This is a genomic window from Actinokineospora fastidiosa (assembly GCF_014648415.1).
Lineage (GTDB): Bacteria > Actinomycetota > Actinomycetes > Mycobacteriales > Pseudonocardiaceae > Actinokineospora > Actinokineospora fastidiosa.
Window position 1 is genome coordinate 569,398 of the sequence record NZ_BMRB01000001.1, and the last position, 24,466, is coordinate 593,863.

The following is a 24,466-nucleotide window of genomic DNA, read 5'->3' on the forward strand; positions in this document are numbered from 1 at the left end:
CGTGGACCTGGTCACCCTCGCCGACATCGAAGCCGCGGCCGGTCGCGTCGCCGGAACCGCCGTGCGCACGCCGCTGCTGCCCTGCCCGTGGGCCCCGCGCGGCCCGCTCTGGCTCAAGCCGGAGAACCTGCAGCCCATCGGCGCGTTCAAGATCCGCGGCGCGTACAACACGATCGCCAGGATGACCGACGAGCAGCGCGCGCTCGGCGTCGTGGCGTACTCCAGCGGCAACCACGCCCAGGCCGTGGCCTACGCCGCGCGCGAGTTCGGCATCCGGGCGTGGATCGTGGTCCCCGAGGACACCCCGCGGGTCAAGATCGACGCGACCCGTGCGCACGGCGCCGAGGTCGTGCTGTGCGCGGTCGGGCAGCGCGAGACGCGCGCGTACGAGATCGTCGAGGAGACGGGCGCGACGCTGGTGCCGCCGTTCGACCACCCCGACGTCATCGCGGGCCAGGGCACGATCGGCCTGGAGATCGCCGACGACCTGCCCGACGCCGACGTGGTGCTGGTGCCGGTCAGCGGCGGCGGGCTGATCTCCGGCGTGGCCACCGCGATCAAGAACCGCTCGCCGAAGACGCAGGTGTGGGCCGTCGAGCCGGAGCTGGCCGCCGACACCGCGGCGAGCCTGGCCGAGGGCCGCCTGGTCGACTGGTCGGTGGCCGACCGCAACCGCACGATCGCCGACGGCCTGCGCAGCCAGCCGTCCCCGCTGACCTTCGCCCACCAGCAGGCGTACGTGGACGGCATCGTGACCGTCTCCGAGGACGAGATCCGCGCGGCCGTCGCGCTGCTCGCGCACAAGGCGAACCTGGTGGCCGAGCCCAGCGGCGCGGTCTCGGTCGCCGGCTACCTGTTCCGCGACCTGCCCGAGGGCAAGGCGGTGGCGGTCATCTCCGGCGGCAACGTCGACCCGGCGATGCTCTCGGAGATCCTCAGTTCCTGACGTGCGTGGGCGGCGCGTCGATGTCGCAGTGCAGGCACTCGCCCGGGTGCGGCGCGTCGGCGGTCTCCTCCGGCGTGTGCGCCTCGGCCAGCACGTTGCCGCGCACGCCGATGGCCAGCAGACCGCCGATGGCCGCCATGACGGCGGCGATGACCAGCGCGTTCTGCCAGGCCGCGGTGAGCGCGGCGGGGTCGGTGTAGGCGTCGCCGGACAGGCCCGCCGCGGCGGGCAGCACGGCGATGGCCAGCAGGCTCCCGGTGCGGGCCACGGCGTTGTTCACCCCGGAGGCGACCCCGGCGTGCTCGTCGGGCGCCGCGGCCAGCACGGTCGCCGTCACCGGGGCCACGACGACGGCCAGGCCCATGCCGAAGACGAGCACGCCCGGCAGCACCGCGCCGAGGTAGGACGTGCCCGGCGTGACCCGGATCAGCAGCAGCATCCCGGCGGCCACCAGCAGCGGGCCGACGACCAGGAACCAGCGCGGCCCCGCCTTCGACGCCCACTGCCCGAAGCGCGACGACAGCAGCAGCATGACGACGGTGATCGGCATGCCCGCCAGTCCCGCCTCGGTCGGGCTGTAGCCCAGCGACACCTGCAACTGCATCGCCATCAGCAGCAGGCCGCCGCCGAGCGCGCCGTAGACGACGAACGTCAGCGCGTTGGAGATCGTGAACGTGCGGTCGGCGAACAGCGACGGCGGCACCAGCGGGTCCGCCGCGCGTCGCAGGTGGACGACGAAGACGACCAGGGAGACCACGCCGACGGCGCCGCAGCCGACCACCAGCCAGTCCAGGCCGCGGACCGGCGCCTCCACCAGGCACGCCGTGGCCGCGGCGAGGCCCACCGCGCCCAGCACCGAGCCGCGGGCGTCGATGCGGCCGACCGCGCCGCGCGTCTCGGGCACGTGCCGGTAGGCCAGCCACACGCACAGCGCGGCGATCGGGACGTTGATCAGGAACACCAGGCGCCACGACCACAGCTGCACCAGCAGCCCGCCGAGCACCGGACCGGCGGCGGCGGCGATGCCGGACAGCCCCGACCACGCGCCGATGGCCCGCGCGCGGTCCTCGCGGACGAACGCCGACTGCAGGATGGCCAGCGAGCCCGGGGTCAGCAGCGCCCCGCCGACGCCCTGCAGCACGCGCGCGCCGATGAGCACCTGCGGTGACCACGCGAGTCCACAGAGCACCGACGCGACGCCGAACCAGATCACGCCGACGACGAAGACGCGCCGCCGTCCATAGCGGTCGCCCAGCGAGCCCGCGACGAGGATGAGCGCGGCCAGCGCGAGCAGATAGCCGTCAACGATCCACTGCAGACCGGCGACGGCGGCGCCCAGCTCGGCGCCCATGTGCGGCAGGGCGACGTTGACCACCGTGCCGTCGATCATGGCCATCCCCGAGCCGAGGATGGCGGTGGCGAGGATGCCCCTCGCGGCGGGTGTTCCCCACCGGACGGTGCTCATCGCCCGGTGTTCACGGCCGGTTGAGGGTGGCGACGAACTTGTACCGGTCGCCGCGGTAGACCGAGCGCACCCACTCGAAGGGGCGCTCGTCGACGTCGAAGGAGTGCCGGGACAGCAGCAGCATGGGCATGCCGACGTCGGCGCCGAGCAGTTCGGCCTCGTGCGGACCGGCCAGCGCGGTCTCGATCGTCTCCTCGGCGTGGCCCATCTCGACGTCGAAGCGCTCGCGCAGGATCTGGTAGAGCGAGCCGCCGGAGCTGACGTAGCGGCGCAGGCCCCGGAAGCGGCCCAGCGGCAGGTGGGTGGTCTCCATGGCCATCGGCTCGCCGTCGGCCAGGCGCAGCCGGTGCAGGCGCAGCACCTTGGCCCCGGCGCGGATGCGCAGCAGCCGGGCCAGCTCGGCCTCGGCGGGGATCTCGGAGACGTCCAGCAGCTTCGACGACGGCTCGCGGCCCTGGGCGATCATGTCCTCGGTGTAGGAGGACAGCTGCAGCCGCTGGGCGACCTTGGGCTCGGCGGCGAAGGTGCCCTTGCCCTGCACCCGCAGCAGCCTGCCCTCGACGGTCAGCTCGGCCAGCGCCTGGCGGACCGTGGTGCGCGAGACGTCGAACTCGGTGGCCAGCGAGCGCTCGGTGGGGATGGGCGAGCCGGGCGGCAGGCTGCCGAGCAGGTCGAGCAGATGGCGCTTGAGCCCCCAGTACTTGGGCTCGCGCTGCCCCCTGGCCACCGAACCTTCGGCAGTGGACATCTCCAGCATGGTGTCCTCCTGTGTCTCGCTCCCGCGTACAGAATGCCCTGTCCAGGCCCGTCTCCGCGATCACACCCCGGGTGAACGGGCGTGAACAGGTGTGAACCACCCCCGCTGATGTGGACTACCGGGGCGGCCACCGCGCTATGATTGGTCTAGACCTTAACGCGTGAGGAGCCGTCGATGACGAACCCGCCCCCCGGCGAGCGCATGCGCGCCGAGATCGCCGAGCAGCCCGAGGTACTGGCCGGGCTGGTCGAGCGCCGCTCCGCGCTCGCCGACGTGGCCGGGCGGATCGCGGCGGCGCGGCCCCGGTTCGTGCTGTTCGCCGCGCGCGGGACCAGCGACCACGCGGCGCTGTACGCGAAGTACCTCACCGAGGTGCTGCTGGGCCTTCCCGCTGGGTCGGTGTCGCCCTCGACGACGACGCTATACGGGGCCAAGCCCGATCTGACGGATGTGCTGTACGTGACGGTGAGCCAGAGCGGCGGGTCGCCTGACCTGGTGGAGGCCACGCACGCGGCGCGGGCGCGCGGCGCGCTCACGGTCGCGGTGACGAACACCGCGGACTCGCCGCTGGCCGGGGCCGCGGAGCTGGCGGTGGACATCGGCGCCGGGCCGGAGCTGGCCGTGGCGGCGACCAAGACGTACACGGCGACGCTGCTGTCGCTGTACCTGCTCATCGACGCCGTGCGCGGGGGCTCCGGCGAGGCCGTCGCCGACATCGGGGCGTTGAGCGCCTCCGCTTTGGGAGCGGAGGGTGTCGAGGAGGCCGTGGCGCGGCTGCGGTTCGTCGACCGGGTCGTGACGACCGGCCGCGGGTACTCCTCGGCGACCGCGGCGGAGGCGGCGCTGAAGCTCGCCGAGACCAGCTACCTGCCCGCGCGCGCCTACAGCGCGGCCGACCTGCTGCACGGCCCGGTGGCCGCGGTCGACAAGGAGACGGCCGTGGTCGCGGTGGCGAGCGCGGGCCGGGGCGGGGACGCCGTGCGCGAGGCGCTCGAGGTCGTCGCGGCCAGCGGCGCGGACATCATCGCCGCGGGCTCCGCCGCCGCGTCGGTGCCCGCCACGCTGCGGATCGAGCTGCCCGAGGCGCCCGAGGAGGTGGCGCCGATCCTGGAGATCCTGCCCCTGCAGCGGCTGGCGCACGGCCTGGCGCTGGCCCGAGGCGGCGACCCGGACGCGCCGCGCGGCCTGAGCAAGGTGACCCGCACACGGTAGCCATTCGGTCTCTGTGCGCGATCTCACGATCTCCCTACACTGGCCCGATGCGGAGGACCTCGTTCGCGCGTTGGCCCTGCTCCATCGCCCGCACGATGGATCTGATGGGCGATCAGTGGACCCTGCTGGTGCTGCGCGAGTCGTTCTACGGCACCCGGCGCTTCGACGCCTTCCAGGGCGCGCTCGGGATCGCCAGGAACACGCTGACCGAGCGGCTCGACCGGCTCACCGGGGCGGGCCTGCTCACCCGGGTCCGCTATCAGGAGCGCCCGACGCGCTATGAGTACGTGCTGACCGACATGGGCCGCGACTTCTTCCCGGTGCTCGCGGCGATCATCCGCTGGGGCGACCAGTGGCTGGGCGACGGGCCGGGCGTGCCGCTGCTGCTGCGGCACCGCGGGTGCGGTCACGCGACGACGGCGGTGGTGAGCTGCGGCGAGTGCGGCGGCGAGCTGACGGCGGCAGGCGTGGTCGTGGAGCCGGGGCCGGGGATGCCCGCGGACGAGCGCGCCCGCCTGGCGGGGACATGAGCAGCCCGCTCCGTCGAGGGGGTGGAACGGAGCGGGCCGACACCCATGCTACGCCGAATGGAGCAACGCGCGTCGCCGTGGGGGTCGACGCGGGCGGCACAACCACCCGAGCGGTGGCCGTGGACGCGGCCGGGACGGTCGTCGGGCGCGGCGCGGCGGGCGGGGCGAACCCGAACTCCAACGGCGTCGACGCGGCCGCGGCGAACATGGCCGCCGCGGTCGGGGCCGCGCTGGGCGGCCGACCGTGCGCGGGGTGCCTGATCGGGATGGCGGGGTCGTCGAAGCTCTACGCCGACCCCGCGGTGTTCGCGCGCTTCGCCGCCGCGCTGGCGGACGTCGGGGCGGCCGAGCCGCCGGTGGTGGTGTCGGACGCGGAGGTGGCCTTCGCGTCGGGGGCCACCGAGGCCGACGGGACGGTGCTGATCGCGGGCACGGGGTCGATCGCGATGCGCATCGCCGGGCACCGCAGGGCGGCGACCGCGGGCGGGTACGGCTGGCTGCTGGGCGACGAGGGCTCGGCGTTCTGGCTCGGCCGGGAGGCGGTGCGGGCGGCGCTGGACGGGCTGCAGCGGGAGGCGCCGTCGGGGCCGTTCGTGTCGGCCGTGCTCGCGGAGGCGGGGGCAAACGCTTTCGGCGAGCTGATCACGGTGGTGAACGCCGCGCCGCCGATCGCGCTGGCCCGGTTCGCGCCGCTGGTGAGCGCCCACGCGGGAGACCCGGTGGCGGCCGACATCATCGAGCGGGCGGCGCTGGGCCTCGCCGGGCTGGCGACCCGGGTGCGCCACACCGGGCCGGTCGTGATCGCGGGCTCCGTCGCCGCGCCGGACACCCCGGTCGGCGTGCGGGTGCGGGAGCTGCTGTCGCACCTGGACGTGCGCACCGCGGCGGACGGCGTCCTCGGCGCTGCCCGGCTCGCGGTGATCGCCGCGTTCTCCGGTCAGTCGGCGGGGACCTCGACGCGCGGGTGGCGTAACCCAGGGTGATCGGCGGGCAGCGTCCTGCGCAGCACGATCGCGCTCGCGGCGAGGACGAGGGCGACCAGCGGCCACGACAGCGCGATCTGCGCGACGGTGAGCCACCAGATCGATCCCGACCACCACAGCAGTGCGAACACGACCGAGCGCAAGGTGTACTGGCCGAAGACCCACACCCAGCTCGCCCTGCCGTACGCGCGCAGCAGGTCGGGATCGCGACGCCAGCGGGCCTTCTGCCCGAGCACGGTGCCCACGACCACGCCCAGCAGCGGCCAGCGGATGAGGATGCTCACCGCCCAGGCCAGCCCACTGCCCACATTGGACAGCAGCCGGATCAGGAAGAAGTCCTGCGCGCGGCCGGTGTAGAGCGCCACGAGCGCGCCCGCGGCCACGGCGGCGAGGCTGCCCAGCACCGCGGTCGCCTTGCCGCCGGTGCACCCGCGCCAGACGGCGATGACCAACGCCACAGCGCAGGCAGCGCCTGCCGCCCACCCGATCGAGTGGTTCGCGAGCAGCCAGACCAGGCCGAACACGACCGGCGGCACGGTCGCGTCCAGCGCGCCGCGTCTGCCGCCGAGGAGGTCGGCCAGGGAGTCGCTCACGCCTCCAGCCTGCCCTACGCCCGGAAAGTGAGGTAGTCCTAACCCCGGGAATGGACGAGGGCACGAAATCGGTTGGCGATAATGGCCGCCGGTCATACGCTGCGGTAACCGACGGTAGCGTAGGTGGGCGCCCACTTGAGATATTGGGCAAGTTGGTTGGGGAAGCCAACGGGTTCGAGGGGAGGACCGGGCGGTGCCGGGTTGGGAGAGCTGGATAGCGCTAGGGGACAGCTTCACCGAGGGCGTCGGCGACGACGGGCCGCGGGGCTGTGTCGGCTGGGCCGACCGGCTGGCGGCGACGATGGGGGACCAGAATCCGCGGCTGCGGTACGCGAACCTGGCCCTGCGCGGCAAGATGCTCGCCGAGATCGTCGACGAGCAGGTGCCGATCGCCGAGGCGGCGCGTCCGCAGCTGGTGACGCTGTGCGGCGGCGGCAACGACATCATCACCCCGGGCAGTGACGTCGACGACGTCGCCGCCCTGTTCGAGTCCGCGGTGCAGCGCCTGCGCGCCGCTGGCTGCGAGGTCGCGGTGTTCACCGGCCCCGACCCCAACGTCCAGCCCCTGCTGCGCCGGGTGCGCGGCAAGGTCGCCATCTACAACGGACACGTCCGCGCCATCGCCGAGACCCACGGCGCCCGCGTGATCGACCTGTGGTCCCTGCGCGCGCTGCACGACCGCCGTGCCTGGTGCGACGACCGCCTCCACTTCTCCCCCGAGGGCCACCGCCGCATCGCCCTGCGCGCCGCCGAGGTCCTGGACGTGCCCACCACGGAGGACTGGCGCGACCCGCTCCCCCCGGAGCCGCCGCAGCGCTGGCTGCGCATGCGCCAGGCCGACCTGGCCTGGACCACCACCCACCTCCTCCCCTGGGTCCGCCGCCAACTGACCGGCGAATCCCTGGGCGACGGCCTCACCCCCAAGCGCCCCGAACTGACCCCCCTCGACCAGCACGTCTGAGGACTCCGACCGGCCCACGCCACCGCGTCGCCTCCGAGTCATCCCACCCGGAGGCGACGCGGCGGACCTGGCTGCCGGACGCGCGGCGAGGGATTCCGGCTCCCGGCCAGACCGGCCCCGCGCCCGACCACGCCTTACCGCAGCAGCACCCAGCACCTCCGCGCCCACTCCGGCAACCGATCCGGCCAGAAGCCCACATCGGCTGACCGACGCGGACACAGGCACGTCGCCAGCGCCGGTCGACCTCATGGCCGACCGCTCCTGGACCCAGTCGACCGGGCCCGGTACCCGGCCACCCATCGCGGCAGCAGCCTGCGCCGCCCGCCTGGCTGGAAGCCTCCATCGCCTGACCGCCGCACCGGCCCCGCGCCCCACAATGCGGCACCGCCGCCCACTCCGGCATCCCAGCCAGCTAGCAGCCCCGCATCGCCCGACCGGCGCCGACACCGGAACGTCGTCAGCGTCGGTGCACCTCGGGTCTGACCGCTCCCGGATCGGCGGCTCCGTGGCTTCGAGCCTGCGCCCCAACTCGGCCTGTGGGCGTCGCCGAGTGCCCTTCGCCGCCTCCCGCTGCGGCCTGCCAAGCCGTCCGCCACCCGGCCCGGATAACGCCAAGGGCCGGTCTGCGCCGTCCCCCCTTGGCGCAGACCGGCCCGTCGGGCGGGGCTCCCCCCTCCGCCCGGGTGTGCGCCAGAGCGGCGCGGGGGAACAGCTTGCCGGATGGGGGTGGGGTGCCGCTAAATCCCGGCTAAACGGCGGGCGGGAGGGAGTTGAGGGCGGCGCGGGCCGAGTCCGCCAGGGGGGAGCGGATCTGGTCGTAGCGGTCGATCGCCACCACCAGCTCCGCCCGCGCTCCCTCGATGTCCCCCACGTCGCGGCGGACGCGGGACAGGATCTCCCTGGCGAAGCCCTCGGTGAGGCACTGGCCGTTGAGCTCGGCCAGCGACACCGCCTCCCGCGCGTCGGCCTCCGCGGCCGCGTAGTCGCCGATGAGGTGTTCCAGCTCGGCGAGGTTGGCCAGGGCCAGGCCCACCGAGCCGAGGTCGCCGACCTCCCGGTAGACGGCCACCGCCGCGCGCTGGGGGGCCATCGCCGCGCCCGGGTCGTCCAGGTTCAGGTGGACCTGCGCGATGTTGTTCAGCAGGTTGCCCTCCGTCACCCGGTTCCCCGCCTCCCGCGCCAGGACCAGCGCGCGCTCGTACCCGTCGAGGGCCTCCGGGTAGCGGCGGGAGCTGAAGTGCGCCGACGACAGCCCGTTGTACGCCATCGCCAGGATCTGCGGGTCGCCGAGGTCGATGGCGATCTTCACGGCCCGCTCGGCGTCGGCGAAGTGCTCGGGGGCCAGCCCGAACCGGCTGGCCATGACCATGCGGCTGAGCAGCAGCAGGACCTCGCCCCGGCCATCGCCGACGGCGCGGGCGCTGTCGAGGCCGACGTCGACCAGCCACTCCCAGTCGTCGCGGCGCTGGCGGACGCGGCGGTACTCCCCGGCGAAGCAGGCCAGCCGCCACACCAGGTCGTGGCAGCCCGCCTCCGCGCCCGCGGCGAGGCAGGCCAGCAGGTTGGGCCACTCGCGCTCGAACCACTCCAGCGCGGCCGCCCGGTCGGACAGCTCCGGCCGCGGCACCGGGTCCGCAGCCGGGTTCAGCCCGTCCGCGACACAGCGCAGCTGTCTGCGCGCCGCGTCGGTGACGACCGTGTAGTACCGCAACAACGCCCGCAAGGGCGTCAGCGAGTCCCCCGCGAGGTCCCGGGCGAACAGCCGCACGAGGTCGTGCATCCCGAACACGTCCGCCCGGGTCTCCACCACCAGGAACGCCTCCGCCAGCGCGTGCAGCCGCGCCCGGGCCTCGGCGACGGGCACCCCGCACAGCGCGGCCACGGCGTACACGTCGAACCACTGGCCCGGGAACACGCCCAGCATGCCGAGGGTGCCCGCCTGCGCGGAGTCGAGCCCGCGCAGGGTGACGTCCAGCGCGGCCCGCACGCCGGTCTCGTCCGGCAGCCCGAGCCCGGCCAGCCGGGTCCGCTCGTCGGCCAGCTCGGCCACCAGGTCCTCGACAGTCCACTGCGGACGGACGGCCAGCCGCGCGCCCGCGATCCGCAGCGCCAGCGGCAGATACCCGCACAACTCCACCAGCCGCGAGCGGGCCACCGCCTCGTCGGCGCCGCGCGCGGGCCCGGCGACGTGTTCGAGCACCCGTTCGGCGGCGCCCGCGGAGAGGATGTCCAGCACGAGCAGCCGGGCGCCGTCGACGACCAGCCCGTCCAGCCTGCGCCTGCTGGTCACCAGGGCCAGCGACGTGCCGCCGCCGGGCAGCAGCGGGCGCACCTGCTCGGCGTCGCGGGCGTCGTCGAGCACCACCAGCACGCGCCGCCCGGCCAGCAGGGAGCGGTACAGCGCGACGCGGTCGGCCAGGTCGGTGGGCACGTCGTGCACGGCGACGCCGAGCGCGAGCAGGAAGCGGGCCAGCGCCTCGGCGGGCTCCAGCGGCGGGCGGCGCTGGTCGAAGCCGCGCAGCGAGACGTGCAGGACGCCGTCGGGGAAGTGCTGGGCGTTGCGCGCTCCCCACAGCACCGCGAGCGCGCTCTTGCCGATCCCGGCCGGGCCCGCGATCACGCCGATCACCGGGCCCGTGCCGTCCGCGCTGAGCCGCAGCCCGTCCAGCCAGGCCAGTTCCGGCTCCCGCCCGGCGAACCCGCGCGGCGGCGCGGGCAGCTCGGCGGGCGTGACCACGCCGACCTTGGGCGTCACCGGCCCCGGCGAGCGGGACAGGCTCTCGTCGTCGCGCAGGACGCGGCTGTGCAGCTCGCGCAGCGCGATCCCCGGCTCCAGGCCCTGTTCGGCAGCGGCACGGCGCGCGAAGCGCTGGTAGACCTCCAAAGCGGCGGCGCGCCGACCGCCGCGGTACAGAGCGAGCATGAACTGCGCGACGAAGTGCTCGCGGAAGGGGTAGGTGTCCACCAGGGCCGCCAGCTCGCCCATCACCTCATCGTGGCGGCCCAGGTCGAGGTCGGCGTCGATGCGCGCCTCGATGACGGTGAACCGCAGCTCGGCCAGCTCCGGCGCGCGCACCCGCTGGTCGATGTCGGACAGCTCAGGGCCGCGCCACAGCTCCTGCGCGCGGGCCAGCAGCTCGGCCCTGGCGGGCGCGGGCCTGCCGCGGGCATCGGCCAGCAGCGACCGGGCCAGGAACAGGTCGACCCGCGTCGGGTCGACCACCAACCGGTAGTCCGACCCCTCGGTCTCGATCACCGCGCCACCGGGGTCCACAGTGGACAACCACTTGCGCAGCCGGGAGATGTAGCCCTGGACGATGGTGCGCGCGGTCGTCGGCGGCTCGTTGTTCCACAGCACGTCCACGATCCGCGCGATCGGCACGGACCGTCCGACGTCGAGCAGCAGCATCGCCAGCAACGCGCGCGTTCCCGGTCCGCCCACGGTGAACACCTCGTCCCCGCGGGTCGCGCAGACCGGGCCGAGGACGCGGAACCGAACCGGCTCCGCGCCCTCCGCTGTTCCCACATTCACAAGTCCCAACCCCCTTTGCGGCTCCTCCCCGAGCACGCAAAGGACAACCTAGGCGGGACAGGCGTACTGGACGCCCGATTTCACGAATCCCCTACCCGGATGGCGTAAACGCTCATTAACTCCTGGTTAGCGGGAAAGCGGGGTGAACGTCCGGGCCGCGATGAAGTCCGGTCGGGGCGACGGCGCGGCGTAGGGCTCCACAAGGGAGTTCTCGACGCTGTTGAACACCACGAAGATGTTCGACCTCGGGAACGGCGTGATGTTGTTGCCCGAGCCGTGCATGATGTTCGAGTCGAACATCAGCGCCGAGCCCGCGGGCCCGGTGAACTGGTCGATCCCGTACGTCGCGGCGAGCTGGGTGATGTGCTCGCGGCTGGGCACGCCGATCTCCTGCTCCTTGAGCGAGGCCTTGTAGTGGTCGGCCGGGGTTTCCCCGACGCACGGCACGAAAGTGCGCTGCGAACCCGGCATCACCATCAGGCCGCCGTTGAACGGGTAGTTGTCGGTCAGCGCGATCGACATCGACACCGCGCGCGGCAGCGGCATGCCGTCCTCGGCGTGCCAGGTCTCGAAATCGGAGTGCCAGTAGAAGCCCTTGCCCTTGAAACCGGGCATGTAGTTGACCCGGCTCTGGTGCACGTAGACCTCCGAGCCGAGGATCTGCCGCGCCCGGTCGAGCACCCTGGGGTCGCGCACGAGCTCGGCGATCAGGTCGCTGATCTTGTGCACCTCGAAGATCGAGCGGACCTCCGCCGACTCCTTCTCCACGATCGTGCGCTCGTCGGCCTTGAGCTTCTCGTCGCTGGCGAGCCGGGTCAGCTCGTCGAGGTAGGCCCGCACCTCGGCCGGACTGAGCAGCCCCGGGTACTGCGAGTAGCCGCGCGCGTCGTGGGCGGCCAGCGTCGCCGCGTCCAGCGGACCGTCCACGCCCGCCCACACCGTGGGCTCGGCGCGCTCGATCAGGTCCACCGGGTCTGCCGTGCGCGTGCGGTAGCGGTCCTCGGTCCTTACGTCGGTCAGCGTCATGCGTCTGTCCTCCTTGGGGTCCTCAGGTGTCAGGAAGCGGTGGGCTCGACGATCAGGGGGTACACGCCGTTCTCGTCGTGCACCTCGCGGCCGGTCACCGGGGGGTTGAACACGCACACGGTGCGCATCCTGGTCCTGGGGCGGAGCTGGTGGTGCTCGTGCCCGTCGAGCAGGTACATCGACCCGGGCGCGAGCCGGTAGGTCTCGCCGGTCTCCTTGTCGAGCAGCTCGCCATCGCCCTCGACGACGAAGACCGCCTCGACGTGGTTGGCGTACCAGAAGTCGTTGACCGTGCCGCCCTCGAGGACGGTCTCGTGCAGCGAGAACCCGACCCCGTCGCCTGCGAGGATGATCCGCTTGCTGCGCCAGTTCGGCGTCTTGACGTCGCGGTCGGTGTCGGTGATCTCGTCCAGGGTTCGGACGATCATGCGTTCTTCTCCTTCCCGAGCACCGCGTGCACGGCCTCGGTGACCACGGACAGGCCCTGCTCGACCTCGTCCTCGGTGACGGTGAGCGGCGGCATCAGCTTGGCCACCTCGCCCTCGGGGCCTGCCGTCTCCATCAGCAGGCCGCGCTCGAAGGCGGCCCGGCAGACCGCGCCCGCGGTGTCGCCGTCGGCGAACTGCAGGCCCCTGGCCAGGCCGCGGCCCTTGGCCTTGAGCCCGTGGGCCTCGGCGAGGTCGTCCAGCACGCGGCCGATCTGCTCGCCCTTGGCCAGGGTGCCCTTCTCCAGCGTGTCGTCGGTCCAGTACTCGCGCAGCGCGGCGGTGGAGGCGACGAAGGCCGGGTTGATGCCGCGGAAGGTGCCGTTGTGCTCGCCGGGCTCCCACACGTCGAGCTCGGGCCGCAGCAGGGTCAGCGCCAGCGGCATGCCCATGCCGCCGATCGACTTCGACAGGCAGACGATGTCGGGCACGATCCCGGCCTGCTCGAAGCTGAAGAACGGGCCGGTGCGCCCGCAGCCCATCTGCACGTCGTCGACGATGAGCAGCATCCCGTGCCGCTTGCACAGGTCGGCGAGGCCGCGCAGCCACTCCGCGCGCGCGACGTTGATGCCGCCCTCGCCCTGCACCGTCTCCACGATCACCGCGGCGGGCTCGTTGAGGCCGCTGCCGCTGTCGCCGAGCAGCCGCTCGAACCACAGGAAGTCCTCGACCTTGCCGTCGAGGTAGTTGTCGTAGGGCATCGGGGTGGCGTGCACCAGCGGGATGCCCGCGCCGCCGCGCTTCATCGAGTTGCCGGTGACCGACAGCGCGCCCAGCGTCATGCCGTGGAAGGCGTTGGTGAAGTTGATGACCGACTGGCGGCCGGTGATCTTGCGGGCCAGCTTCAGCGCGGCCTCGACGGCGTTGGCGCCAGCCGGGCCGGGGAACATGATCTTGTAGTCGAGGTCGCGCGGGGCCAGCGCGATGTCCCGGAAGGTCTCCAGGAATTCGCGTTTGGCCACCGTGTTCATGTCCAGCGAGTGGGTGACCCGGTCGGCCATCATGTAGTCGACGACGGCCTGTTTCAACACCGGGTTGTTGTGCCCGTAGTTGAGCGCTCCGGCGCCTGCGAAGAAATCCAGGTATTCGCGTCCGGACTCGTCGTACATGTGGGCGCCGACAGCGCGGTCGAACACGACCGGCCAACTGCGGCAGTAGCTGCGTACCTCGGATTCGGTCGTCTCGAACACGTTCATTCGCTCACCATCCAGGGTTTCGGCAGGGCTGTTCCGGCTGACTCGTCACGCGGATACGGCCACGGGCAGCAGGGGGCCGATCCGGTGCAGGTCCTCGCGGTCGTGGTCGTCCGGGAACGCGTCGGCCGCGAACAGCGCGGTGGCCTCGCGGCGCGCTCCCCTGCGCCGGGCCAGGCCGTCGAACAGCGCGATCGACGCGGCGTTGTCCGGGGTGATCGTCGTCTCCAGGTACCGCACGCCGCGCTCGGCGAGGCGCTCGACCAGGTGGTCGAGCAGCTTCCCGGCCAGACCCTTGCCGCGCTGGGAGTCATCGACGGCAATCTGCCAGACCACGACGGTCTCGGGGTCGGCGGGGCGGATGAATCCGATGACGAATCCCACGACGGCCCCGTCGACGCGCACCACGGCGGAGGTGTCCGCGAAATCGCGGCACCACAGCAGATACGCATAGGAGGAGTTCAGGTCCAGCTTCCCGGAATCCCGCGCGATTCGCCACATGACGGAGCCGTCGCGGGTGGACGGCTTTTCGATCAGGTGCTTTCCGGACATACCAAGGCAACGTAACAGGGTCATACTGCGACTACCGGTTCTGACATTTCGCACACCCCGCCCCACCTGCGCAGACGCAGAAACCCCGGTGAGGAGTACAACAGTACGGTTGCCGGTCTCGTCGGGCCTGTGCTAACGACTGAGGTGCTCGACGAGGAACACCTGCAACTCGCCGACGCCGAAGCCGAGCGCGGCGCCGACGGCGATGAGGATCCACTCGTCCTGCTCGAAGGCCGGGCGGATCAGCGCCTCGAACTCCTCCTCCGTCAGCTCCCGCATCTTCGCGACGAGGGTGTTGCGGATGTCCATGGCGTCGGCGGCGTAGTCCTCGATGTAGGCCAGCGTCTCGGGCAGGCGCTGGATCACCTTCTCGGCGATGGAGTCCTTGATCTCGCGGTAGCGGCCGCTGCCCACGGCCAGCACGACCAGCGGGCGCACCGGCCCGGCCTGGCGGTCGAGCACCTGGCGCACCTGCCGGGCGATCAGCGCGAACAGCCGGTCGGCCAGCGGGCCGCGCAGCACGGCCTCGATGACGTTCCTCGGGGTGATGATCTCCTTGGCGATCAGCTCGCCGTAGTCGGTGGCGACCTCGGCGCGGCGCTTGAGGAACAGGCCCTGCCACTCGAAGACGCCGAGGTAGCGGGTGGGCCGCTTCGGGTTGAAGATCATCTTGAGCGCGAGCCAGTCGGTGAACCAGCCGGTCAGCCCGCCGAAGATGGGCATCACCCAGGGGTTCTTCAGCGTCGCCCACGCCACCATCTGCACGAGCCCGATGAGGAAGCCGAAGTAGATGCCGGAGTGCGCGATGAACCGGAACTCCTTGCGGCCCGCGTGCCGGAAGATCCGGTTGAGCAGTTCCTTGTCCTTGACCAGGTTGGTGACGACCATGTCCTTGAGGTCGAAGACGCTGTCGACGTCCTCTTTCACCTGGTCAAGCAGCTCGCGCACGACCGCGGGGGCGTCGTCCTGCACGCGCCGGATGATCCGCCTGCGCACGGCGTCCGGCAGGGACTCCCAGAGCCCGTGCCGGTACTCGGCGGCGATCTCCCGCGCGATCTCCTCGACGCCTGCCAGCAGCGGTTTCTCGATCTCCTTGACGATGCGCTCCGCGTCGAGCCTGCGCACCACCTCCCCGGCGGAGATCAGCCGGTCGGTCATCGTGTCGCAGGCGATCGCCGCCATCCGCGCGGCGCGGCGGGGGACGATGCCCTGCCAGCCCAGGACCGGCCTGCCCCTGATCCGGATGCCTGCGAACTCGACGGGCTGGAACATCATCCGGATGGCGACGAGCTTGGTGCCGTACCCGATGAGCGCGGCGATGACCGGCATGGAGGCGTAGACGGGCCAGTTGACGGCGAAGTCGCGCAGGATCTCCCCGATCACCGGCCTGCCCCGCGCGCCGACGGGTCGCTCGCCGCCCAGAACTGGGCGCCCAGCTCCGAGACGTGCAGCGAGAGCCGGATCACGCGCGGGCCGAGCCTGCCGACGTCCAGCGCGCGGACGCGCTCGTCGGTGAGCAGGAGCTCGTACTGGGTGTTCAGGGCCGGGACCTCGTCGCCGGTCTCGGCGAGGCCGAACCGCAGCAGCCGCGTCACGTAGAAGGGCACCAGCCCGGGCGCGACGACCCCCGCGGCCCGCCCGACGGTGGAGGCGTTCTCCAGCAGGTACCGGTGCGGTGCCGCGATCCCGGTGCGGGCGACGAGGTGCACCAACGGGAAGACGGAACCGTCGGACAACGCGGAGATGATGCGCGCCTCGTCGGGCAGCAGCTGCCGCATGACGAGCGCGAAGTAGTGCTCACGAGCGGCGTCGCGGCTGTCGGTGACCGAGCGCTCCAGCAGCTCGGCCATGGCCGCCCGCAACGGCTCCCCCGCACCGCGCGCCGGGGAGGACAGGCCGCCACGCGGTCGATAGGGCGTGCTGCCGCGGGATCGGTGGGCGGCGCTGTCGGAACGGTCGCTCGCCCGACGCCCTCGATAGGCCGTGCCGCCGGGCAGGCGGTCGACGCCGCCCGCCAGGTCGTCGACCTCGGCGCGCGATCGGTCCAACGCGGACTCGGCCCCGCCGCCGAGCGGGTCGGGCCCGTCCAGGCGCTTGCGGACCTCGTCGACCACGCCCTGCTCGATCCGACGCACCCGCCGTTCGACGGCGTCGCCGCCGGGCAGCAGCCGGGCCACCTCCCAGCCGCCCCGGTAGAGCCTGCCGAGCACCCGCCCCAGCCCCGCGGCCGGGTCGGGCCCGTCGGCGGGAGGCAGGGCACGCCGCTGGTCCATGGCCACCACCCTCTGCCGACGACGGGAGTACTGGTGTACCACAACGAGCGAAGTAACCGCAGGTCACGCAGGCCCTGCCGACGGCGGCGCCGCCGAGGCCACCCCCAGCGGCCTCGGCAGCGCGGTGGCCTACAGGCCCGCCATCAAATCCGTCTCGGTGATGCCGGGGCCGCCGTCGCGGCGGATGAACCACTCGGTGCCGAAGGCCCTGGCGAACTGCTCGTCCGGCATGGCCAGGAAGAACGAGTCCTCCGCGATCTGGCTGGCGTGCGCGCGCATCGCGGCGCGCTTGACCGAGAGGTACGCGGTGACGTCGACCGCCGCGGTCAGCTCCGCCTCCGGCTTGCCCACCTCCATGTCCTCCGGCGGGCCCCAGTCGGCCTCGCCGTTCTCCCGCGCGGCGGCGGCGTCGGCCTGGATCTGGTCGCGGTTCATCGTCGCCTCGTACACCCGCGGCGTGCCCGCGAGCTCGGCGGCGCGGTAGCCGACGCGGTGGACCTGGATGTGGTCGGGGTGGCCGTAGCCGCCGAAGTCGTCGTAGACGGTGAGGACGTCGGCCTTCTCGTCGATCAGGATGTCGGCGAGCTTGCGGGCGGCGTCCTCGACGTCGGCGCGCCAGAACGCGGCCGGGTGGTCGTTGTCGGCGGTGTCGACCATGCCGGAGTCGCGGTAGCCGAGGAACTCCACGCGCGACACGCCCAGGATGTCGGCGGCGGCGTGGGTCTCGGCCACGCGCCGCTCCCACAGCTGCTCGCCCGGGTCGAGGAAGCCGTCCGGGACCTCGCCGACCTCTCCCCTGGTCGCGACCACCAGCACGACGCGGTGACCGGCGTCGGCGGCTTTGCGCATGATGCCCCCGCAGGCGATGCATTCGTCGTCCGGGTGGGCGTGGAAGGTGACAAGGGTGGCCATGCGGCCGAAGTTACGCGGGGGCACCGACAGTCCGCACGGACGTTCGCTCTGAGCGAGACGCCCCGGCCAGCACGGACTCCAGGATCTCCCCGACGCGCACCGCGGTGTTCGACAGCAGCGTGGACGTGAGCCCGTGGCTGTGCTCGGTCCCGCCCTGCAGGTAGATGCCCGCGGTGACGTTCTCCGCGGTGCGCACGCGGTGGTCCCGCTCGACCACCGGCAGCCCCGCCGCGTCGCGCTCGCAGACCGCGCCCGCGCGCCCCAGCAGCTCGAACACGTCGCCGGGCCGGTACCCGGTGGCATAGACCACCGCGTCGCAGCGCAGCGTCTCGACCTCGCCGCTCGGAAGGTGTTCAACGGCGGCGTAGACGGCCTCGTCGGTCTCGCGCACGAACCGCAGCCGCGACGCCGAGCGGATGTCCAGCCGCCGCACGCCCGCGACCTTCTCCCGGTACTCGCGCCGGTACAGCTCCTCGATGAGGTCGAGGTCGACCACGGAGTAGTTGGTGTTGCGGTGGTAGGCCATGAGCAGGCCCTTGACCTCCGGGCTCGCGCCGTGGAAGTCGTCGACCGCGGCGGGGTCGAAGATGCGGTTGGCGAACGGGCTGTCGTCGGCGGGCGTGTAGCCGTACTTGGCGAAGACGGCGGTGACCGCGGTGTCGGGCAGCGCGGAATGCAGCTGTGCCACCGTTTCCGCGCCGCTCTGGCCCGCGCCGACGACGAGCACGCGGCCCGCGCCGTCGAGGGAGTCGATGCGGTGCATCAGCTCGATGTTGTGCCACACGCGGTCAGAGGTCTCGGCGTCCTCCGGCAGCACGGGCCGCAGACCCGTGGCGACGGCGAGATTGCGGGCGCGCAGGGAGATCACCGCGTCCTCGCCCGCAGGCGCGGCCACCACGTCGAAGTAGGCGACCTCGCCGTCGATCTCGATCGGACGCACGGAGATGACCTCGACGCCGTAGCGGACCTGGTCGGCCACGCGCGCCGCGGCCCACTCGAAGTAGTCGTGGAACTCCGTGCGCAGCGGGAACATCGTCTTGTGGTTGATGAAGTCGACCAGGCGGCTGCGGTCGCGCAGGTAGCACAGGAAGCTGAAGTCGCTGGCCGGGTCGCGCATCGTGACCAGGTCCTTGAGGAACGACACCTGCATCGTGGCGTCGGGGATGAGCATCCCCCGGTGCCAGCCGAAACGCGCCTGCCGCTCACAGAACAGCGTCCGCAGCGCGCGCTCCGGGTGGCGCCGGTTGTGCTCGTCGACGGCGACCGCCAAGGCGAGGTTGGACGGGCCGAACCCGATTCCGACCAGGTCGTACACCTCAGTGGTCACGTTGTCCTCCGTCGCGATCAAGGAGCGGAACGGAGGTAAGGCTAACCTAATCAGGCAACCCTCGGGAGTGGTCTGCGTCTCTCGCCTACGGCCGGGCGGTCAGGTATCCGCCCATGCGGGTGAAGTACTCGTGCGCGGTCAGCTCAACGCCCTCGTCCGTCCGGACTTTGGTGACCAGCAAGGCCTTGCTGCGCCCGCGCCGCGCCTGCGCGCCCGCGACGATCGCGACGCCGTCGCCCTCGCGGTAGAAGATCCGGCCGGGCGTGCCGCCGTAGACCGCTTGGGACACCTGGGCTTCCACGATCTCCAGCCTGCGCCCGCGGTGGTAGGTGAACGCGCTGGGGTACGGCGCGCACTGCGCGCGCACGAGCCGGTCGAGCTCCTCGGCCTCCCACGTCCAATCGATGCGCAGGTCCTCCTCGGCGCGCTTGTGGAAGAAGCTGGCCTTGCTCCGGTCCTGGCGGATGAAGTCCTTGTCGCCCTTGGCAATTCGCGCCAATCCCTCGACGGTGAGCTTGCCGAAGAGCGGGAGCGTCTTGTCGAACAGGTCCTTTGTGGTGTCCCTCGGCCCGACCTCGACGGCCTCCTGCGCGACGATGTCTCCGGCGTCGAGCGTCTCGTCCATCATGTGGGCGGTGACGCCGACCTCCTTCTCACCGTTGATCAGCGCCCAGATGAGCGGGGAGAAGCCCGCGTAGGCGGGCAGCAGCGAGTCGTGGACGTTGAGGGTGCCCTTCGGCGGGAAGCCGAACACCCGCGGCGGGATCCAGGTGCGCCAGTTCGTGGCGACGATCACGTCCGGCTCGGCTTCCTTGAGGGCCAGCATGAGGTCGTCGTCGTCGGCCTTCTCGCGGATGAGGACGGGGATGCCGTTCTCGCGGGCGAGGTCCTCCACGGAGTCGGCCCAGATGCGCTCGTAGGCGCCCTCCCCGCGCGGGTGGGTCACGACGAGGACCACGTCGTGCTCCGACTCGAGCAAGGCGTGGAGCGTGCGGTGCCCCCAGGTCTGGAAGCCGAACATGACGACCCGCATTAGCCTCTCCTCAGTTAGGTAAGGGTACCTAGCCTGAGGTTAACGCCTCAGCCCCGCAGGTCCACAACGACGGCGGTCACGTTGTCCCGCCCGCCAGCGTCCACGGCCATCGTGACCAGGCGTTCCGCTGCCGCGCCCGGGTCGTCGGTGTCGGCCAGCACACCGGCGATCGCCGTCTCGGGGACCTCCAGGGTCAGGCCGTCGGAGCAGATGAGGAACCGCTCGGGCGGGGCCACCGGGAAGACGTCGAGGTCGGGCTCGGGCGCCGGGGTCATGCCGATGGCGCGGGTGAGGACGTTGCCGAGGGGGTGGCCGACGGCCTCCTCCGGGCTGATGTCACCCGCCTGCACCAACTCGGCGAGCTCGGTGTGGTCGGTGGTGAGCTGGGTGAGCGTGCCGTCGACGTGCCGGTAGACGCGCGAGTCGCCGACGTTGAACACGACCCAGTGCGGCGTTCCCCGGAAGTCGGCCAGGCAGAGCCCGGTGAGGGTGGTGCCCATCCCGCGGTGCACCGGGTCGCGCCGGGCCGCGGCCAGGACGGCGGCGTTGGCCTCCAGCACGACCGCCCGCACGTCCTCGGGCTTCACGGTCCGCCCGACGAGCCCCTTGGCCACCGCGACGGCCACCTCGCTGGCCACCTCGCCCGCGGCGTGCCCGCCCATCCCGTCGGCCACCACGTAGACCCCGTCGGCGACGAGGTGCGAGTCCTCGTTGCCTGCCCGGACGACCCCGACGTCGGTGGCCGCCCCCGCGCGGATCATGTCCCCCATACCCGGGTGATCGTCAGCAGGCAACGGACCGTTAGTCGCTCGCCTGACGCGGCTGCACGACACAGTCCGCCCCCGGCTGCATGATCGTCTCGTGCCCCGCGTCATCCCGCACCCGGTAGGGCGGGGCGCCATCGGGCCCCATGACCTCGACGATTTCGAGCACACGGTCGTGGCTGCCCACAACCTTGCCGTGGACCACCAGCCGGTCTCCAGATCGGGCGTGCACGGCAAACCCCTTCCGGTAGGCGACGCCCCGAGTATTCCCCGTCCGCCCCCCGAGCGCGAGGTCAGCGCAAACCAACCTGCCCGGTCGAGCGATCACCGACCACCACCGGTCACCTTCACCGTGGCGCCATCGCAGGGCTCCTACCCTGAGGAAGAGGAGGTCCACAATGGGCGTGATCAAGGCTGGGCGACCGGGACCGCAACCACGCTTCCAATGGTGCCCGAGCAGGCCCTGGTGGCTGAAGCGCCTGATGCGAGCCGACTTCCTCATCGGTTGGGTCTACGGACTCGGCCATCGCCACGCCTGGTATCACGAGGTGGGCAAGTGCCCAAGAAACCTCTGCGACCACGACCCCCGCAGGGTGGCCCGGGAACTTCCTCTTCCCCCAGGCATGGCGCCGCCTCCGGACCGGCAGGCGTGAGCCCACCGCCCGCCAGAGACTTCGCAGGCATTCATGCCGTCAGTGGATCTTGCTAGCCATTGCTACGTATCCGCAGGTAGATGGAGCCGGCAGCGGGACTTGAACCCGCAACCTTTCGCTTACAAGGCGAGTGCTCTGCCAATTGAGCTATGCCGGCCTCGGCGCCGGGGTGGTGCGCCGGGGTCATCCTAAAGGCTGCGCGGTTGCGCCTACCGGGGGATTCCCAGACGGTGAGGGCGGCCACTGCAACATGTTGGTGGGGTCATCCGATCAATCCGGGTAGGAGGTGGTAGGCGTGTGGTTCGCTCAGCGGGGGCGGGCGAATGGGATGTGGTGGCAGACGAAGGCGGAACCGCCCAGGTGGGGGGCGGTGCACGGGCCGGAGTTGCCGGATGACCGGACCGTCAACGTCGTTCTCGATCTCGCGCTGCGGGTCGGGGACGTGCAGATGGCCTCGGGGGCGGGGGCGGCCGACGTCACGGCGACGATCATGGCTGTCACCAGCGCCTACGGGCTGCCGCACTGCGAGGTCGACGTCATCTTCACCTCGATCACCGTCGCCTGCCACCGGGGCACCGAGATGTCCCCGGTGACCTCGCTGAGGGTCGTCCGCTCGCGGAGCCTGGACTACACCCGGCTCGCGCACCTGGAGACGCTCGTCCGCGACATCACCGCGGGCCGGGTCGCGCTCAAGGACGCGCACACCGAGTTGGACCGGATCGTCAACGCCGACCACCCCTACCCCCGGTGGGTGGCCACGCTGGCCTGGGCGGGGATGGCCGCCGCGGTCACCATCCTCATCGGCGGCCAGTGGGACATGGCCGGATGGGCCGCGCTGATCACCGCCGTCGTCGACCGGGTCGGCCGGATCCTCAACCGGCGCGCGCTGCCGTTCTTCTTCCAACAGCTCGCGGGCGGCCTGCTCGCCACGGGCGGGGCGCTCGCGCTGCTGTCCAGCGGGATGCTCCCGTCCGTGCGGCCCACGGTCCTCGTCGGCGCCGCGATCACGGTCCTGCTGTCCGGGCTGTCCGTCGTCGCCACCGTGCAGGACGCCATCTCCGGATACAACGTCACCGCCGCGGGCCGGGCCATGGAGGTCTCGCTGATGACCGCCGGGCTCATCGCCGGTGTCGTCCTCGCGCTGAACATCTCCGTCGCCCTCGGGTTCCCCTATCAACCGCTGGCCGATCCACTTCCGCAAACAGCGCTGCGATTGCCCGTGCAGGCCCTCGCCGGAGCGGCCGCGGCGGGCTGCTTCGCGCTGGCCAGTTACGCCACGCCCAAGGCGCTGTTCATCGCCAGCGCCGCGGGCGGGCTCGGCGCGGCCGGGTTCGGCGCCCTCGCCCTCGGCGGGGCGGGCGCGATCACCGCGTCGGCGGGCGCGGCCGTCGCCGTCGGGTTCGCAGGCGGGCTCATCGCCCGGCGGCTGCGGATGCCGCCGCTGGTCATCGCCGTCTCCGGGATGGTCCCGCTGCTGCCCGGCCTGACCACCTACCGCGCGCTCTACGAACTCGCCATCGCCAAGACCACCGCGGGCATCCCCACCCTGATGACCGCCGCGGCCATCGCGCTCGCCCTCGCCGCGGGCGTGGTGCTCGGCGAATTCCTGGCCCAACCAGTGCGAACGGGCCTGAGCAGGCTGGAGCGCAAGATCGCCGGACCGAGGATGTCCGGGCCGCTGCGCCCCACGCGACGGCGGCTGGAATAGAAACGTGAGCGGTGCCACCCCCCATCCCCACCGGACGCAGGACGCGGGCACGGCCAACCCTGGTTAGCCTCGAATCAGGGCAACTACGAGGAGGCAACCGCTCGTGAGCAGCAGAAACGGCTCGGACTTCATAGTCGTGGCCAACCGTCTGCCGGTGGACCTGGAGCGCCTCCCCGACGGCACCACCCGCTGGAAGCACAGTCCCGGCGGGCTGGTCAGCGCCCTGGAGCCCTTCCTCCGCAATCACAAGGGCGCCTGGGTGGGCTGGCCCGGCGTCGCCGACGCCGAGGTGGACGACTTCGAGGAGGACGGCCTGGCCCTGCGCCCGGTCACGCTCACCGGCACCGAGGTCCGCGACTACTACGAGGGCTTCTCCAACGGCACGCTCTGGCCGCTCTACCACGACGTCGTCGCCCCGCCGGTGTTCGACCGGGCCTGGTGGGACGCCTACGTCAAGGTCAACCACCGCTTCGCCGACGCGTGCGCGAAGGCGGCGGCGCCGGGCGCGACCGTCTGGATCCAGGACTACCAGCTGCAGCTGGTCCCGGCGATGCTCCGCGACCAGCGTCCCGACCTGCGGATCGGGTTCTTCCTGCACATCCCGTTCCCGCCCACCGAGCTGTTCATGCAGCTGCCGTGGCGCGCGGAGATCGTGCGCGGGCTGCTCGGCGCCGACCTCGTCGGCTTCCACCGGCCCGGCGGCGCGCAGAACTTCCTCTGGCTGGCCCGGCGGCTGCTGGGCCTGGAACCGACCCGGGGCGCGGTCGGCGTGCGGACGCGACCCGGTGTCATCCAGGTCGGCGACCGGGCCGTGCGGGTGGGCGCGTTCCCCATCTCGATCGATTCCGCGGGCCTCGACGCGGTCGCCCGCAAAAAGGAGACCGTCAACCGCGCCCAGCAGATCCGCGCCGACCTGGGCAATCCCAAGAAGGTGATGCTCGGCGTCGACCGACTCGACTACACCAAGGGCATCGACCTGCGGCTCAACGCGCTGCGCGAGCTGCTCACCGAGGGCCGGGTCGACCCGACCGAGGTCGTGATGATCCAGCTGGCCACGCCCAGCCGCGAGCGGGTGGAGCACTACCAGCGGATGCGTGACGAGATCGAGCTGACCGTCAGCCGGATCAACGGCGAGTTCGGGCGGGTGGGGCACCCGGTCGTGCACTACCTGCACCAGTCGGTCGACCGCGCCGAGCTGGCCGCGTTCTTCTCCGCCGCCGACGTCATGCTCGTCACGCCGCTGCGCGACGGCATGAACCTGGTCTGCAAGGAGTACGTGGCGTGCAGGCACGACCTCGGGGGCGCACTCGTGCTCAGCGAGTTCGCGGGCGCTGCTGCCGAGCTGACAAGTTCATTCCTCGTCAATCCGCACGATCTTGACGGGGTGAAGAACGCCATGCACGCTGCCCTCACGATCGATCCAGCGGAGGGTCGCCGTAGGATGCGCGCTCTGAGGCGTCAGGTGCTGACCCACGACGTCGACCGTTGGGCTCGCTCGTTCCTGGACGCGTTGGATCCCGACAGCAACCATTAGACAGAGCCCGCCCCCGCACATCCCCAA

22 protein-coding genes and 1 tRNA gene are annotated in these 24,466 nt (G+C 72.1%); 7 read left to right on the forward strand and 16 right to left on the reverse strand.

Annotated elements, in window-relative coordinates; genetic code table 11:
• Nucleotide 1 precedes the first annotated feature (1 nt).
• Nucleotides 2-946, forward strand: a complete 945-nt coding sequence (locus IEY98_RS02615) for a threonine ammonia-lyase (protein ID WP_189208657.1) — start codon at nucleotides 2-4, stop codon at nucleotides 944-946.
• On the opposite strand, the gene IEY98_RS02620 is transcribed toward IEY98_RS02615, so the two are convergent.
• Both IEY98_RS02620 and IEY98_RS02625 read right to left on the reverse strand, forming a co-directional pair.
• Nucleotides 936-2,411: an MFS transporter gene (locus IEY98_RS02620; RefSeq protein WP_189208658.1), complete on the reverse strand. Its 1,476-nt coding sequence runs from the start codon at nucleotides 2,409-2,411 to the stop codon at nucleotides 936-938. The two genes, IEY98_RS02615 and IEY98_RS02620, sit on opposite strands and share 11 nt — an antisense overlap.
• A 10-nt stretch (nucleotides 2,412-2,421) precedes the next feature.
• Nucleotides 2,422-3,168 (reverse strand): GntR family transcriptional regulator, encoded by a 747-nt coding sequence (locus IEY98_RS02625; protein ID WP_189208659.1) that lies wholly within the window; start codon nucleotides 3,166-3,168, stop codon nucleotides 2,422-2,424.
• Nucleotides 3,169-3,342: 174 nt separating this feature from the next.
• Between IEY98_RS02625 and IEY98_RS02630 the strand changes: the two genes are divergently transcribed.
• From IEY98_RS02630 to IEY98_RS02640, 3 genes are all read left to right on the forward strand, one after another.
• Nucleotides 3,343-4,380 (forward strand): SIS domain-containing protein, encoded by a 1,038-nt coding sequence (locus IEY98_RS02630; protein ID WP_189208660.1) that lies wholly within the window; start codon nucleotides 3,343-3,345, stop codon nucleotides 4,378-4,380.
• 47 nt (nucleotides 4,381-4,427) lie between these two features.
• Nucleotides 4,428-4,910, forward strand: a complete 483-nt coding sequence (locus tag IEY98_RS02635; protein ID WP_189208661.1) for a winged helix-turn-helix transcriptional regulator — start codon at nucleotides 4,428-4,430, stop codon at nucleotides 4,908-4,910.
• Between the two features lie 77 nt (nucleotides 4,911-4,987).
• Entirely contained in the window at nucleotides 4,988-5,893 is a 906-nt protein-coding gene (locus IEY98_RS02640; protein ID WP_229786499.1) for an N-acetylglucosamine kinase, read from the forward strand.
• Here the strand turns inward: IEY98_RS02640 and IEY98_RS02645 are convergent.
• On the reverse strand, nucleotides 5,848-6,486 hold the full coding sequence (locus IEY98_RS02645; protein ID WP_229786501.1) for a DUF3159 domain-containing protein: 639 nt from the start codon (nucleotides 6,484-6,486) through the stop codon (nucleotides 5,848-5,850). The two genes, IEY98_RS02640 and IEY98_RS02645, sit on opposite strands and share 46 nt — an antisense overlap.
• Nucleotides 6,487-6,679: 193 nt before the next feature.
• Between IEY98_RS02645 and IEY98_RS02650 the strand changes: the two genes are divergently transcribed.
• Nucleotides 6,680-7,447 (forward strand): SGNH/GDSL hydrolase family protein, encoded by a 768-nt coding sequence (locus tag IEY98_RS02650; RefSeq protein WP_189208664.1) that lies wholly within the window; start codon nucleotides 6,680-6,682, stop codon nucleotides 7,445-7,447.
• Nucleotides 7,448-8,195: 748 nt separating this feature from the next.
• Here IEY98_RS02650 and IEY98_RS02655 read toward each other — a convergent pair.
• From IEY98_RS02655 to IEY98_RS02715, 13 genes are all read right to left on the reverse strand, one after another.
• On the reverse strand, nucleotides 8,196-10,973 hold the full coding sequence (locus IEY98_RS02655; protein ID WP_189208665.1) for an AfsR/SARP family transcriptional regulator: 2,778 nt from the start codon (nucleotides 10,971-10,973) through the stop codon (nucleotides 8,196-8,198).
• Nucleotides 10,974-11,105: 132 nt separating this feature from the next.
• Entirely contained in the window at nucleotides 11,106-12,005 is a 900-nt protein-coding gene (thpD, locus tag IEY98_RS02660; protein WP_189208666.1) for an ectoine hydroxylase, read from the reverse strand.
• A 29-nt stretch (nucleotides 12,006-12,034) separates the two neighbouring features.
• Nucleotides 12,035-12,433, reverse strand: coding sequence for an ectoine synthase (locus IEY98_RS02665; protein WP_189208667.1), 399 nt, complete (start codon nucleotides 12,431-12,433; stop codon nucleotides 12,035-12,037).
• Nucleotides 12,430-13,686, reverse strand: coding sequence for a diaminobutyrate--2-oxoglutarate transaminase (gene ectB / locus IEY98_RS02670; protein WP_189208668.1), 1,257 nt, complete (start codon nucleotides 13,684-13,686; stop codon nucleotides 12,430-12,432). Before ectB ends, IEY98_RS02665 begins: the two co-directional genes overlap by 4 nt.
• Nucleotides 13,687-13,731: 45 nt before the next feature.
• Nucleotides 13,732-14,235: a diaminobutyrate acetyltransferase gene (gene ectA, locus IEY98_RS02675; RefSeq protein ID WP_189208669.1), complete on the reverse strand. Its 504-nt coding sequence runs from the start codon at nucleotides 14,233-14,235 to the stop codon at nucleotides 13,732-13,734.
• A gap of 132 nt (nucleotides 14,236-14,367) precedes the next feature.
• Complete coding sequence (locus IEY98_RS02680) at nucleotides 14,368-15,564, reverse strand: DUF445 domain-containing protein (protein ID WP_229786735.1); 1,197 nt, start codon at nucleotides 15,562-15,564, stop codon at nucleotides 14,368-14,370.
• 50 nt (nucleotides 15,565-15,614) lie between these two features.
• Complete coding sequence (locus IEY98_RS02685) at nucleotides 15,615-16,508, reverse strand: Abi-alpha family protein (RefSeq protein WP_189208670.1); 894 nt, start codon at nucleotides 16,506-16,508, stop codon at nucleotides 15,615-15,617.
• Nucleotides 16,509-16,637: 129 nt separating this feature from the next.
• A complete protein-coding gene (locus IEY98_RS02690) occupies nucleotides 16,638-17,420 on the reverse strand; it encodes a PIG-L family deacetylase (protein ID WP_189208671.1) in 783 nt (260 codons plus the stop codon).
• A gap of 10 nt (nucleotides 17,421-17,430) precedes the next feature.
• On the reverse strand, nucleotides 17,431-18,747 hold the full coding sequence (locus IEY98_RS02695; protein WP_229786508.1) for a lysine N(6)-hydroxylase/L-ornithine N(5)-oxygenase family protein: 1,317 nt from the start codon (nucleotides 18,745-18,747) through the stop codon (nucleotides 17,431-17,433).
• An 85-nt stretch (nucleotides 18,748-18,832) separates the two neighbouring features.
• The gene (locus IEY98_RS02700; protein ID WP_189208672.1) at nucleotides 18,833-19,780 is read right to left on the reverse strand and encodes a methionyl-tRNA formyltransferase; all 948 of its coding nucleotides are present in this window, start codon (nucleotides 19,778-19,780) and stop codon (nucleotides 18,833-18,835) included.
• A gap of 47 nt (nucleotides 19,781-19,827) precedes the next feature.
• Nucleotides 19,828-20,550, reverse strand: coding sequence for a PP2C family protein-serine/threonine phosphatase (locus IEY98_RS02705; RefSeq protein ID WP_189208673.1), 723 nt, complete (start codon nucleotides 20,548-20,550; stop codon nucleotides 19,828-19,830).
• 31 nt (nucleotides 20,551-20,581) lie between these two features.
• Complete coding sequence (locus tag IEY98_RS02710) at nucleotides 20,582-20,776, reverse strand: DUF1918 domain-containing protein (protein WP_189208674.1); 195 nt, start codon at nucleotides 20,774-20,776, stop codon at nucleotides 20,582-20,584.
• Between the two features lie 502 nt (nucleotides 20,777-21,278).
• Nucleotides 21,279-21,354 (reverse strand) — tRNA-Thr (locus IEY98_RS02715).
• Between the two features lie 171 nt (nucleotides 21,355-21,525).
• Here IEY98_RS02715 and IEY98_RS02720 point away from each other — a divergent pair.
• Nucleotides 21,526-22,905, forward strand: a complete 1,380-nt coding sequence (locus tag IEY98_RS02720) for a threonine/serine exporter family protein (RefSeq protein ID WP_189210005.1) — start codon at nucleotides 21,526-21,528, stop codon at nucleotides 22,903-22,905.
• A gap of 103 nt (nucleotides 22,906-23,008) precedes the next feature.
• Complete coding sequence (locus IEY98_RS02725) at nucleotides 23,009-24,439, forward strand: alpha,alpha-trehalose-phosphate synthase (UDP-forming) (RefSeq protein WP_189208675.1); 1,431 nt, start codon at nucleotides 23,009-23,011, stop codon at nucleotides 24,437-24,439.
• The last annotated feature ends 27 nt before the right edge of the window (nucleotides 24,440-24,466 follow it).